16 protein-coding genes are annotated in these 13564 nt (G+C 40.0%); all 16 read left to right on the plus strand.

The genetic code is table 11. The features are described from left to right. Positions 1-2 precede the first annotated feature (2 nt). The gene (gene flgD, locus C1A12_RS10805) at positions 3-443 is read left to right on the plus strand and encodes a flagellar hook assembly protein FlgD (protein ID WP_101843887.1); all 441 of its coding nucleotides are present in this window, start codon (positions 3-5) and stop codon (positions 441-443) included. A 352-nt stretch (positions 444-795) separates the two neighbouring features. After that, a complete protein-coding gene (gene flgG / locus C1A12_RS10810) occupies positions 796-1737 on the plus strand; it encodes a flagellar basal body rod protein FlgG (RefSeq protein WP_101843888.1) in 942 nt (313 codons plus the stop codon). Between the two features lie 45 nt (positions 1738-1782). After that, complete coding sequence (locus C1A12_RS10815; RefSeq protein WP_101843889.1) at positions 1783-2004, plus strand: flagellar FlbD family protein; 222 nt, start codon at positions 1783-1785, stop codon at positions 2002-2004. Continuing rightward, the gene (fliL, locus tag C1A12_RS10820; protein ID WP_101843890.1) at positions 1994-2413 is read left to right on the plus strand and encodes a flagellar basal body-associated protein FliL; all 420 of its coding nucleotides are present in this window, start codon (positions 1994-1996) and stop codon (positions 2411-2413) included. The genes C1A12_RS10815 and fliL overlap by 11 nt, the downstream gene beginning before the upstream one ends. A gap of 33 nt (positions 2414-2446) precedes the next feature. Continuing rightward, positions 2447-3448, plus strand: a complete 1002-nt coding sequence (fliM, locus tag C1A12_RS10825) for a flagellar motor switch protein FliM (protein WP_101843891.1) — start codon at positions 2447-2449, stop codon at positions 3446-3448. Then, complete coding sequence (gene fliY / locus C1A12_RS10830; RefSeq protein WP_200816583.1) at positions 3438-4616, plus strand: flagellar motor switch phosphatase FliY; 1179 nt, start codon at positions 3438-3440, stop codon at positions 4614-4616. Before fliM ends, fliY begins: the two co-directional genes overlap by 11 nt. Before the next feature lie 20 nt (positions 4617-4636). Beyond that, positions 4637-4999 carry a response regulator gene (locus C1A12_RS10835; RefSeq protein ID WP_101843892.1) on the plus strand — a complete coding sequence of 121 codons (363 nt, stop codon included), beginning with the start codon at positions 4637-4639 and terminating at the stop codon, positions 4997-4999. Positions 5000-5013: 14 nt separating this feature from the next. Next, the gene (locus tag C1A12_RS10840) at positions 5014-5661 is read left to right on the plus strand and encodes a flagellar biosynthetic protein FliO (protein ID WP_101843893.1); all 648 of its coding nucleotides are present in this window, start codon (positions 5014-5016) and stop codon (positions 5659-5661) included. Then, entirely contained in the window at positions 5658-6323 is a 666-nt protein-coding gene (gene fliP / locus C1A12_RS10845; protein ID WP_101843894.1) for a flagellar type III secretion system pore protein FliP, read from the plus strand. The genes C1A12_RS10840 and fliP overlap by 4 nt, the downstream gene beginning before the upstream one ends. Positions 6324-6346: 23 nt before the next feature. After that, positions 6347-6616, plus strand: a complete 270-nt coding sequence (gene fliQ / locus C1A12_RS10850) for a flagellar biosynthesis protein FliQ (protein ID WP_101843895.1) — start codon at positions 6347-6349, stop codon at positions 6614-6616. 2 nt (positions 6617-6618) lie between these two features. Then, complete coding sequence (gene fliR / locus C1A12_RS10855) at positions 6619-7398, plus strand: flagellar biosynthetic protein FliR (protein WP_101843896.1); 780 nt, start codon at positions 6619-6621, stop codon at positions 7396-7398. 3 nt (positions 7399-7401) lie between these two features. Next, positions 7402-8493 carry a flagellar biosynthesis protein FlhB gene (gene flhB / locus C1A12_RS10860; RefSeq protein WP_101843897.1) on the plus strand — a complete coding sequence of 364 codons (1092 nt, stop codon included), beginning with the start codon at positions 7402-7404 and terminating at the stop codon, positions 8491-8493. A gap of 13 nt (positions 8494-8506) precedes the next feature. Beyond that, on the plus strand, positions 8507-10540 hold the full coding sequence (flhA, locus tag C1A12_RS10865; protein ID WP_101843898.1) for a flagellar biosynthesis protein FlhA: 2034 nt from the start codon (positions 8507-8509) through the stop codon (positions 10538-10540). After that, positions 10537-11643: a flagellar biosynthesis protein FlhF gene (flhF, locus tag C1A12_RS10870; protein WP_101843899.1), complete on the plus strand. Its 1107-nt coding sequence runs from the start codon at positions 10537-10539 to the stop codon at positions 11641-11643. The genes flhA and flhF overlap by 4 nt, the downstream gene beginning before the upstream one ends. Positions 11644-11704: 61 nt before the next feature. Then, positions 11705-12493, plus strand: a complete 789-nt coding sequence (locus C1A12_RS10875; RefSeq protein ID WP_159462182.1) for a MinD/ParA family protein — start codon at positions 11705-11707, stop codon at positions 12491-12493. A gap of 7 nt (positions 12494-12500) precedes the next feature. Then, positions 12501-13553: a chemotaxis response regulator protein-glutamate methylesterase gene (locus tag C1A12_RS10880; protein ID WP_101843901.1), complete on the plus strand. Its 1053-nt coding sequence runs from the start codon at positions 12501-12503 to the stop codon at positions 13551-13553. The last annotated feature ends 11 nt before the right edge of the window (positions 13554-13564 follow it).

Consider the following 13564-nt stretch of genomic DNA (forward strand, 5'->3'; position numbering starts at 1 on the left):
TGATGACGAGTATTGATCAATCTTACTATTTAAATAATCAGCCCCCTAAAAAATCAGGAAGTGATCAGTTAGGTAAAGATGATTTTTTGAAAATCCTTATGACTCAACTGCAAAACCAGAATCCGCTTGACCCGATGGAAGATAAGGAGTTTGTTTCTCAAATGGCTCAATTCTCAAGCCTGGAGCAAATGACTAACATGTCGTCTTCCATGAGTGATTTTACAAGCAGCCAGAGTTCCTTGCCGGTCGTACAGTATAGCGGTCTGATTGGGAAAGAAGTGACATACCCGGTGTATGATGAAGAAACAGAGACAGTGGAGGAATACAGAGATAGTAAAGTAGAGTCGGTCAGCCAGGAAAATGGAGATACATTATTAGTTCTTTCGGATGGTCAGGAAGTACCTGTAGAAGAAATTACAAATGTAACCGAATCTAAAGAATAGGAAGCAGGTAAAGTTATAGACCCTAAAAAGTTTTTGGTTCATCAACCGTTACCAAACATAAACAGGAAAATCCCTGCTTATAAGGGATATAGCCTCTTTAAAGAATACCTAAATATAGCAAGCGCTAAAGGGGTAACCGATTCTTTAATAGTCCATAACGCTTCATGCATTAGTTGTAAGGCATCAAAAAAGTAATCGCTGTAATGAACATGAATCCAAATCTTACATGTTCGCCAACATCAGTTGAACGATCATCTTAGATGGGGAGGGCAGGCAGGCCCCCATACAGGGAACCCGGCTTGCATACTGATCGACTAATGTAAACCACAAACTAAAAAGGAGAGATCGTACAATGCTACGTTCAATGTATTCTGGAGTGTCTGGAATGAAAGGGTTCCAGACTTCACTAGACACTATTGGAAACAATATCGCTAACGTCAACACAAGTGGCTTTAAGAAAGGAAGGGCATCTTTTCAGGATATGATGAGTCAAACCGTATCGGGTGCTCAAGGGGCGGTTGAAGGCCAGGGAGGTAACTTGCGCGGTGGAACAAACCCTTCTCAAGTTGGCCTGGGTTCGCAATTGGGATCAGTGGACAGCATACATACACAAGGAAACCGCCAGACAACTGACCGCCCACTCGATTTATCAATTGAAGGAGACGGCATGTTTGTTCTGGCTGAGGGTCTTGATGGAGAACCAATCAATACGGAGGCTACTTTTGGAGAAGATGGTCTGGAAAACTTAAACACAAGTTTTACTCGAGCAGGGAATTTTTATTTAGATGAAGAAGGTGCGATTGTCAATGGGGATGGGAAATATTTAGTAGGCGAAACGTTTGAAGGTGGAGATGGGCAGGATTATCAAGCCAGCGGAGAAGCTGGAGTGATTCGAATTCCCGAAAACGCCCAAAGCTTTAATATTCAATCAGATGGTTCCGTAAGTTTCGTAGATGAAGGCGGTAATCCTCAGACTGCAGGCCAAATACAGCTGGCGAATTTCTCAAACCCTGAAGGCTTAGAAAAGCTGGGTGGCAGCACTTATCAAAATACTGACAATGCAGGTTTGATGACGGAAGCTGGTGATGGAGTATTAAGCAACCTTGATGATCTGGCTCCTGCTGGTGAAGATGGGACTGGAGAAATGGTATCTGGCTCCCTGGAAATGTCTAATGTTGATTTAGCTGAAGCTTTTACCGAAATGATTACGGCTCAACGAGGTTTCCAAGCGAATACCCGAATTATTACTACCTCAGATGAAATTCTACAGGAGCTTACCAACTTAAAACGATAATAAAGGGGGAAGGAGGACTCCGATGAAGAGTTCTCCGATACTCGAATGATTTCATTAACGAGGCTGAATGGTGATGGATTTTGGTTTAACCCGATTTACATAGAGAAGATACAGTGTAATCCGGACACAACGATTACGACTACACAAGGTAAGAGCTTTGTAGTGAAAGAATCGGAAAAAGAAGTTATTAAAAACATGAAACAGTATTATAGAGAAATTGGATTAGTAAGAATTGTGCACGAGGCGGGTGATAAAGATGAAAAGTAATATTTTTAAGACCATGCTGGCTGTGCTTGGGACCATCACTGTCCTTGGAGTTGCTGCTCTAGTTCTTGTTTTAAATATTTCTAAAGGCGAAGCAGATGAGGAAAGAAGTATTGATGAAATGGTTGAAACCTCTATGACAACGGAAGACATTACAACAGACATAGAAAATGGAGATTTTGTGAGAATTAGCTTTCAGGTAGTGACAGATAGTGAAGACGCATTAAATGAACTTCAAAAACGTGATTTTCAAATGCAGAACATCTTAATAAAAGAGCTGGCTACTATGGAGGCAGAAGCCTTTAAGTCTGATCTTGATGAATTGGAAGAAGAGGTAAGACTAAAGTTGAATGAACTTATGACTGAAGGTAAGGTTGAAAAAGTTTATACCGTAGATAAGGTTCTTCAATAGATACGAGAAGTTAAAAGATGGAGGTGAGGATTTTTGCCGGAAGAAGTGTTGTCGCAAACTGAAATAGATTCGCTGCTCTCAGCGTTATCAACAGGGGAAATGGATGCTGAAGATTTAAAAGCAGAGGAAGAAGAGAAAAAAGTGAGAGTGTATGACTTCAAGCGTGCCCTTCGCTTTTCTAAAGACCAAATTAGGAGTCTATCAAGAATTCATGAAAACTTTGCGAGGTTATTAACTACTTACTTCTCAGCACAGCTTAGAACTTATGTGAATATAAGTGTAGCCTCTGTCGATCAATTGCCATATGAGGAATTTATTCGTTCCATACCATCGATGACAATTCTTAATATCTTTAGTGTACAGCCGCTTGAAGGAAGGATTTTATTAGAAACGAACCCTAATATCGCATATGCGATGCTTGACCGCGTGCTTGGAGGAAAAGGAAGCAGCGTAAGTAAAGTAGAAAAATTAACAGAAATCGAAACAACGATTATGACCCAGCTCTTTGAGAATTCACTGGAAAATTATCAGGAAGCCTGGGGCTCCATCGTAGAAATAGAACCTGAATTAGAAGATCTAGAGGTAAACCCTCAATTTTTACAAATGGTGTCGCCTAATGAAACAGTGGTAGTGGTTTCATTTAATACCTCCATAGGGGAAGCCACCGGGATGATTAACATCTGCATACCTCATGTAGTCCTTGAACCGATCATTCCAAAATTATCTGTACATTACTGGATGCAGAATCAACAGCCTAAGGAAAGTAATCCTCAAGAGCTTGAGGCTTTGTCGAAAGCAGTTAAACAAGCTGAAGTAGATATTCGTGCAATTCTTGGAGAGGCGGATATGTCGATAGAAGAATTCCTGAAGCTGGACAACAATGATATTATCCGCCTTGACCAGTCAATCGAAGACCCTATGAAACTACGTATTGATGAAGAAGAAAAATTTCAGATTCAGCCAGGTAAATTTAAAAACAAGCTGGCTGTGCAAGTGTTAAATGAGTACCAGGGGGGTGCCGGATATGATGAGTGATGACATGTTGTCGCAGGATGAGATTGATGCTCTTTTAAATGGAAGCAGTCCAGGTATGAGCAATGACAGCGAACAATCACAAACAGATAAGCAAGTAGAAGACTATATCACAAATGTAGAGGAAGACGCTCTAGGTGAAATAGGTAATATTTCTTTTGGCAGTTCAGCAACTGCTCTGTCTTCTTTACTTAACCAAAAGGTAGAGATTACTACCCCCTCTATTTCGGCTGTTAAACGGTCAGAGCTGGGAAGTGAATTTCCAAAACCTCACGTAGCTATAAACGTTAACTACACAGATGGATTTTCAGGGGAGAATATGCTGGTAATTAAAAGCCGTGACGCTGCCATCATTGCAGATTTAATGCTGGGCGGAGATGGAACGGCTCCAGATGAGGAATTAAATGACATTCATTTAAGTGCTGTCCAGGAAGCTATGAACCAAATGATGGGTTCAGCAGCAACAAGTATGTCAACCATCTTCAATAAAAAAGTTGACATTTCGCCTCCATCTATAAATGTGCTGCATCTACAAGAAAATCAAGGAACTGAACAAATCCCTGTTGATGAACTGCTTATTAAAGTTTCCTTTAACTTAAAGGTAGGAACGTTGATTGACTCAAATATTATGCAATTACTTCCGGTAGATTTCGCCAGGGAACTGGTAGACGAATTGCTAAACCCTCAGGAAGAAGAACCTGTGGTAAAAGAAAGAATAAAAAAAGAAAATAGTAAGGAGAATCAATCACCTTCGCAGGAACAGTCTCGGGCAACTTCCACTCACAAGCAAGAGAGTAAACCAAAAGACCCGCAGCTGTTAGGAGGAACGGGGGGGCAGCACCTGAATAATTCCACGATTCAGTCTGCGCAGTTCTCAGCGTTTGAGCACATCCAATTAAATGATACCGAGCAGCGGAACTTAGACATGTTAATGGATATCCCATTAAAAGTAACAGTAGAGCTCGGTCGTACAAAAAGAACGATTAAAGAAATATTAGAGTTATCAGCCGGGTCTGTAGTGGAACTCGATAAGCTTGCCGGGGAGCCAGTAGATATTCATGTTAATGAAAAACTGATGGCTAAAGGTGAAGTGGTAGTTATTGACGAGAACTTTGGCGTGAGGGTTACAGATATATTAAGTCCAAAAGATAGATTAAAAAAATTAAAGTAACAATCAGGGAGGAATATTAAATGGCAGAAAGTATTTTAATAGTTGATGATGCAGCGTTTATGAGAATGATGGTGAAGGATATCCTGACAAAAAATGGTTATGAAATTGCAGGTGAAGCGGAAGATGGCCAAAAAGCCGTAGAACTCTATAAAGAACATGGACCGGATCTCGTAACAATGGATATTACAATGCCGGAAATGGACGGCATTACAGCCTTAAAAGAGATTAAATCATACAATCCTGAAGCTAAAGTAATTATGTGCTCAGCAATGGGGCAGCAGGCTATGGTAGTCGATGCGATTCAAGCAGGAGCAAAAGATTTTATTGTTAAGCCGTTTCAGGCGGACCGTGTGATCGAAGCTATACAAAAAGCACTTAATTAAACAGAAGGATAAGGATGAACTTCATGTTACGCATGCTTCTTACAGCCGTTTTAGTTTTATTTTTCAGTATAATGATCGATTCATCCCAATTATCTGTTCACGCTGCTCCTTCTGTAACTGATTGTTCAGAAAATCCGGAACTGGAAGGATGCGGTTCAAGCAGCCCTGAAGAGGGTGAAGGAAATTCCTCTGCTCAAAATGCAGAGGAATCGCCTTCAATAATCTGGAACATCATAAAGTTGATTTTTGCTCTGCTTGTAGTACTGGCACTAATTTATGGCTTATTAAAATTTTTTAATAAACGCAATAAGCTTTTTCAAAAAAGTCGTGCCATGGAAGCACTTGGAGGCATTACACTTGCTCCTAACCGTTCTTTGCAAGCCGTCCGGATCGGTGAAAAATATTTTGTAGTAGGGGTAGGAGAGTCCATTGACCTTATCACGGAAATTACCGATAAACAGACAATTGAAAGTTTAACCAGGGAAGAGTCTGATTTTGTGAACAAAGGCGTTAATCATATTAAACAGTTAAGTAAAAAGAACCAAAGTGATTCTACAAGAAAAAATTCAACGATTCAATTTCAACAGCTGTTTGAAAAACAGTTGAAAGAAATGAAAGAAAAAAGGAAGTCGTTCTCTAAAAAGGAGGATGATTCTTTATGAGTGAATTCGTAGACATGTTCTCTGGTTCAGACCCTGAGAGTGTAGCTACTTCTGTAAGACTGCTGCTGTTACTTACCGTGTTGTCACTCGCACCAGGAATATTGATCTTAATGACCAGTTTTACAAGGATTTTAATCGTTTTATCTTTCGTAAGGACCTCATTGGCTACTCAGCAAATGCCGCCCAACCAGGTGTTAATCGGCATTGCATTGTTTCTAACTTTTTTTATTATGGCACCGACCTTTCAGGAAGTTAATGAAGAAGCATTGACACCATTATTTAATGAAGACATTACTCTCGATGAGGCATATGACGAAGCGAGCGTTCCAATGAAAGAATTCATGGCCAAACATACGCGACAAAAGGATTTAGAGTTATTTATAGGTTACTCGGAAATGGAAGAACCTGAAACTGTGGAAGATATACCGTTAACAACATTAGTACCAGCGTTTGCAATCAGTGAGTTGAAAACGGCTTTTCAAATGGGTTTTATGATCTTTGTTCCTTTTTTAGTCATAGATATGGCTGTGGCAAGTGTTCTGATGTCAATGGGTATGATGATGCTTCCGCCTGTAATGATTTCCCTGCCGTTTAAGATCTTGCTTTTTGTACTCGTTGATGGTTGGTACTTAATATCCAAATCACTTTTGGAGGGATTTTAACTGGTTACGGAGGTTAATGGATTATGACAACAGAAATGGTTCTCTCTTTTGCGAAAGAAGGGATTTACACAGTATTGCTAGTATCCGGCCCGTTATTAATTTTAGCGCTGGCTGTAGGTTTATTAGTAAGTATTTTTCAAGCAACTACTCAAATTCAGGAACAAACACTGGCGTTCATCCCTAAGATAGTTGCGGTCCTTATAGGCATGATTTTCTTTGGGTCATGGATGCTGACTACTATGGTGGAATTTACTGTGAGAGTGTTTGAAAACTTAAACATGCTGGTGGGTTGAAAATGCTTGACTACATAAGTGCTGTTAATTTACCAGCTTTTCTACTGATATTTGTAAGAGTTACATCTTTCTTTGTAACTTTGCCCATATTCTCTTACCGCAATTTACCTGGCCAGCATAAGGTAGGGTTTAGTTTTTTCCTGGCGTCTTTGATGTATTTTACTATCGAAATTCCGGAGCTAACCATTGATGCTTCCTATTTCTTACTGCTCTTTAAAGAAGCAGCTGTCGGGATAGCGGTAGGGCTGCTGGCATACATTATTCTCGCAGCAATTCAAATAGCAGGAGGGTTTATAGATTTTCAAATGGGATTTGCCATTGCGCATGTTATTGATCCCCAAACAGGAGTCCAAAGTCCACTGATCGGTCAGTACATGTATACCATTACCTTGTTATTTATATTAGCCGTTAATGGTCATCATTTAATGATCGATGGAGTGTTTTACAGCTATGAACTAATTGCATTGGATCAGCTTGTACCTCCTGGTGATGAAGGATGGATTCTGTACATAATCGAGGCATTTAATCAGATGTTTGTCATCGCTTTCTTGATGGCTGTACCGATTGTTGGATGTTTATTTTTGGTGGACGTTGCCTTAGGGATAATAGCGCGAACGGTACCCCAGCTCAACGTTTTTGTCGTCGGCCTGCCATTGAAGATTTTCGTTGCTTTGTGTGTACTTGTTATAGCTATGACATTCTATATTATGTTAATACAAAATTTATTTGAAACCATGCTTGAGACAATGCAAGGACTTATGCAGCTGTTTGGAGGAGAGTAGATCGTGCGTTTGTTAACTTTAAATCTGCAATTCTTCGCAGCAGATGAAAAAACAGAGAAAGCCACCCCTAAGAAGAGAGACGATACGAGAAAAAAAGGTCAAGTAGCCAAAAGCCAAGATGTCAATACCGGCTTTTTACTGCTGTTAGTTTTTGGGGGGTTATATTTGCTGGGAGGTTTTATGCAGGAAGCTGTGACTGGTATGTATAGACAAACTTTTCAGGAATATATGAATTGGGAAGTCACAGTAGACACAGTGGCGGCTGTCTTTCTTGAAGCTACGATTGAAATGGCAAAAGTAATCGGTCCTATAATGGGAATTGCCATTATAGCTGGGGTTGCTTCCAATCTCGTTCAAGTCGGCATTCTTTTTACAGCTGAACCTTTAAAATTTGATTTAAAAAAAGTCGATCCAATAAAGGGAGCTAAACGAATTTTTTCAGCACGAGCACTGGTAGAACTTATCAAATCCTTACTGAAAATTTCCCTGATCGGTGTTATTACATTTGCAATTATTTGGGTGAACAAAGACCAGATGATGTTGATGTCTCAAAAGTCTGTAGAAGATGCCCTTGTCTTTTTCGGGGAAATAACGGTTACAATGGGACTCGCTTCTGGACTTGCACTACTGCTTCTTTCGATATTGGACTATACATATCAGAAATTTGATCATGAAAAAAATATTCGCATGTCTAAGAAGGACCTTAAAGACGAACATAAAAATATTGAAGGAGATCCGTTGATTAAATCAAAAATCAAGGAAAAACAACGGCAGATGTCTGCATCACGAATGATGAACGAAGTACCAGAAGCAGACGTCGTAATTACGAATCCGACTCATTATGCGATTGCAATAAAATATGACGAACAAGTCTCCGACGCACCGATTGTTGTGGCGAAAGGTGTGGATTTTGTTGCTCAGAAAATAAAGGAAGTCGCCAGGGCCCATGAAGTGGTGATGGTGGAAAATCGTCCATTAGCCAGAGCCCTGTACCAGGATGCTGAAATTGACAAGCCTATAGATGAACAATTTTTTAAAGCAGTGGCAGAGATACTGGCTTATGTGTACCGTTTGGAGAAGAAAGTGAAGTCTTAAGGAGGTGACCCTGATGTCAGCAAGAGATTTATCTGTATTAATTGGTGTAATTTTAATTATAATCATGCTCGTTATACCGCTACCGGGTTGGCTTCTCAGCTTTTTGATTCTAATCAATATCACACTAGCTCTAATCGTAATTTTGGTATCAATGAATATGGAGGAGGCACTGCAATTTGCCGTTTTTCCGACATTATTGCTGTTGCTAACGCTGTTTAGGCTTGGGTTAAATGTTTCCACTACACGATCTATTTTATCAGAAGCTGATGCAGGAGGAGTCGTCGAAACCTTTGGAACTTTCGTTATCGGAGGTAATCCGCTGGTTGGGTTTGTCGTTTTTATTATATTAGTTATTATTCAGTTTCTAGTCATTACTAAAGGTGCTGAAAGGGTTTCTGAAGTAGCAGCTCGTTTCACGCTCGATGCGATGCCAGGTAAACAAATGAGTATTGATGCTGATTTAAATGCTGGAATGATAAATGAACATCAAGCGAAAGAAAGAAGAGAAAAAATCGAAAATGAAGCTGATTTTTACGGTGCGATGGATGGTGCTAGTAAATTTGTTAAAGGGGATGCTATAGCGGGAATTATTATCGTACTTATGAACATTATTTTCGGATTAATTATAGGTATGGCCCAGATGGGGATGTCATTTACTGAAGCGATTGATACATACATGAGACTTACAGTAGGAGACGGGCTTGTTAGTCAGATTCCTGCATTGTTAATTTCTACTGCTACCGGGATTGTAGTCACTAGAGTAGCTTCTGAAGGGAATTTAGGATCTGACGTGACCGGCCAGCTTCTTAAGTTCCCTAAGCTATTGTACATAGCAGGTATTACAGTATTTTTACTTGGTTTAACGCCTATTCCTTTTTTTATCACTACCATAATCTCTGCCATCCTTATCTTTGGTGGATACTGGTTATCCCGAATAGAGGATGAACCAGAATATGAGGAGCCTGAGGCAGTGGATGAAGTGGAAAGTGACCAAATGAGGTCGCCGGAAAATGTAGTTAATTTAATAAGCATGGACCCTGTGGAATTTGAGTTCGGATATGCCCTTATTCCTATTGCAGATACGAGCCAGGGGGGAGATTTATTAGACCGCATTGTGATGATCCGCCGCCAGCTTGCGATAGAACTGGGGATTGTCATTCCCGTTGTTCGCATACGAGATAATATTCAGCTTGGCCCTAATGAATACCGGTTAAAAATTAAAGGCAACGAAGTAGCCAGGGGTGAATTATTATTGGATCACTATTTAACGATGAGTCCAGGGATGGATGATGATGAAATTGAGGGAATTGAAACCATGGAGCCAGCATTCGGCCTTCCTGCGAAATGGATTACTGAGGATCTAAAAGATGAAGCGGAGCTTTCAGGCTATACAGTTGTAGATCCTCCTTCTGTCGTGTCTACTCACATTACCGAAGTGATCAAAAAGCATTCCCATCAATTATTGGGGCGGCAGGAAACACAACAATTAATTGATCATTTAAAAGAAACCTATCCTATCCTAGCGGAAGAAGTCACACCTGAGCCGTTATCTGTAGGAGATGTACAAAAGGTACTGGCAAAATTATTAAAAGAAAATGTTTCGGTTAAAAATCTTCCTGTTATTTTTGAAACCCTAGCTGATTTTGGTTCTATGACTAACGATACAGATTTATTAGCCGAATATGCCAGGCAGGCATTAGCAGCCCAAATTACGAGTCAATATAAAAAAGAAGATCAAAACATGCGTGTGATTACTGTGTCGGGAAAGGTAGAGAAAATGATTGCCGATCATATACAGCAAACGGAGCACGGTAATTATCTGGCCCTTGAGCCTGAGATCCAGCAGTCTGTAATAAAAGCAGTTTCAGAACAAATTGATCAAGTGCTTCTTCAGGAAGAGTATGCCATTATCTTATGCTCTCCAGCAATTCGTATGTATATGAAACAGCTTCTGGACAGATATTTTCCGCAAGCAGTTGTCCTTTCCTACAATGAACTTGATCCGAATGCCGAAGTAGAAAGTGTCGGGGTGGTGAATGTGGCATGAAAGTAAAGAAATTTCAAGGACCTTCGATGCCTGAGGTCATGAATAAAGTAAAGAAAAACCTGGGGACAGACGCAGTCATTTTAAATTCAAAAGAAATTAAAGTGGGCGGCTTCCTAGGAATGTTTAAAAAACCTTATATTGAAGTAATTGCAGCAATTGATCCAGCGGAGAAAATGCCAGTGTCCGGCAGCTCTTCTTCTGACTCTTTACGTGGATCTGCCCGTGCTGGACTTGCTAATGACCATAAAGAAGTCATAAAAGAGATAGAGCAGCTCAAAATTATGATTCAGGAACAGTCAGGAACAAAAGAACCAACCTCCGTTGTTAAAGTAATCTCTTCTTATCTCGAGAATCAAGGGCTGGATCAGGAGCTGGTAAAAAGTATAGTGAGTGAAATCAAAGCAGGTCTTAACTATAATGAACATCTAGCAGGTCAAGTAAATGAGTTGGTAAGGAAGACTTTAGTGCGGTACTTAACCAGTATTAATATTGGCCACCACGGTTTCAGGGGGAAATTTGTCCAATTCGTGGGACCCACAGGTGTTGGCAAAACCACAACCATTGCAAAGCTGGCATCCGAAGCAGTATTAAATCGTAAACAACGAGTGGCACTTATAACCACGGATACATATAGAATTGCAGCTGTTGAGCAATTAAAAACCTACGCTAAACTTTTAGATGTACCTCTGGAGGTTGCTTATACCAGAGACGATTATAGACGAGCCAGAAGCTTGTTTAGTAATTACGACAGGGTATTTGTCGATACGGCAGGGCGCAATTTTAAAAACGCCTCGTATGTCAATCAATTAACAGAGACAATAGATTTTAATGAGGATACTGAGACCTATCTCGTTCTTTCACTAACATCCAAAAACGAGGATATGAAACGAATATATGACAGCTTTAATCAAGTACCCATACGACAACTTATTCTTACTAAGAATGATGAAACTTATTCTTTAGGTGGAGCATTAAACCTGGCTGTACTTCAAAATATAGGGATAGCCTATATTACGAATGGCCAGGGCGTTCCTGATGATATTGAAAGCGCAAGTATTTTTCAACTAGTAGAGTCAGTAATGAAGGATTTTCCAAATGAGTGACCAGGCGGAACAGCTACGAACCTGCTTAAGAGACAAGGACGTCGGGAGGACTGCCAAAATAATGGCAATTGCCAGTGGGAAAGGGGGAGTAGGTAAGTCCAATTTTACTATTAATTTTGCCATAAAGTTAAAAGAACATGGAAAGAAAGTTCTTCTGATTGATTTTGATATTGGTATGGGAAACATAGATATTTTGTTGGGAGTTGTCCCTCAAGGAACTATTGTTGATCTCTTCACACAATCAATCACGATTGAAGAACTTATTGAAATAGGACCAGGAGATATTGCTTATATATCCGGGGGATCTGGATTGAGTGAAATTTTTAATCTTAATGAAGAACGATCAGCCTGTTTCTCACAACAATTCAAAAAACTGGTGCATACTTACGACTTTATATTATTTGATATGGGGGCAGGGATTACAATGGATAGTTTGTATTTTATGGTCTCTGCAGACGAATCAATCATAATTACTACTCCTGAACCTACTTCGATTACAGATGCATATGCCGTTATTAAGCATCTTTGTTATTTCGATCACGGACTTCCTATCCAAATGGTTATTAATAGAGTAATGGCAAAAGGAACTGCAGAAGACACATTTCTGAGAATGCAAAAAGCTGCTATGAGGTTTTTAAATAAAGAATTGACATTACTAGGGAGTTTGCCTGATGATCCCAAAGTCATGCAAAGCGTACTTGACCAGATACCGTTTGTAATAAAAGAGCAAATGTGTCCGGCCAGTAAAGCTATGAATCGAATGGTTGAAAAGTATTTAAATATTCCTGTCAAAACAAATTCCCCTGCGTCTTTTTTAGCGAAGCTGAAAAGCTTTGTAACAGAAAGGTGAGGACTAAATGGAAAAAGTAAATGTATTAGTAATTGATGATTCTGCTTTTATGAGAAAAATGCTGTCCGACATTTTAAATAATGATCGGCGCATTGAAGTTACAGGTACAGCAAGAGATGGGGAAGAGGGTATTCAAAAAGCGATTCAACTTAAGCCGGATGTAATTACTCTGGATATAGAAATGCCTAAAATGGATGGGTTGACTGCGCTGGAGAAATTAATGGATGCTCACCCTATTCCAGTCGTAATGGTTTCGAGTTTAACTAGTGAAGGAGCGGAAAGTACGGTTAAGGCTATGACCCTTGGAGCGGTGGATGTAATCTTAAAGCCGTCGGGCGCAATCTCCCTAGATATTCAAAAAGTGGAAAAGACAATCGTAAGAAAAGTTATTACAGCTAGTAAAGCAAGGGTAGATTTATCAGACAGATCAAACGTCAGAAAGACTCCTGTTCAATCTTCCCATTACCTGAATGAGCTTAGTTCGAGTAAGAAAATTGTTGCGATCGGAACCTCAACGGGAGGACCACGAGCTCTGCAGACGGTATTACCTTCTTTGCCTGAAGACTTGGATTGTCCCATCGTAATTGTTCAGCATATGCCAAAAGGATTTACAAAGTCACTCGCTGCCAGGCTTAATATGCTTTCTGAAATTCATGTAACAGAAGCTGAAAACGGAGTGTTTTTAGAAAAAGGTACAGCTTACATTGCACCTGGAGATTACCATCTGGGCGTTCAGGAGAAGAATGGAAAATTAATCTCTTGCTTGCAGCAGAGTCCCCCAAATAATGGCCACCGCCCTTCAGTGAATCATTTATTCCAATCCCTCTGCCGGACCGATGTGAGTACATTAGCTGTAGTAATGACAGGGATGGGAGCAGATGGTACAGAGGGACTGCTTCAATTAAAACAATGTAAAGCAGATACGTATGTTATTGCTGAATCAGAAGCGACCTCTGTTGTTTTTGGTATGCCAAAGGCAGTAATCAAATCTAAGCTTGCTAATGAGGTAATCGATGTCGATAAAATAAGTGAAGTCATTAAACTAGTTATTTCGAAATAGGGGGAAGGAAG

The organism is Halobacillus sp. Marseille-P3879, from assembly GCF_900240285.1.
Classification (GTDB): domain Bacteria; phylum Bacillota; class Bacilli; order Bacillales; family Halobacillaceae; genus Halobacillus_A.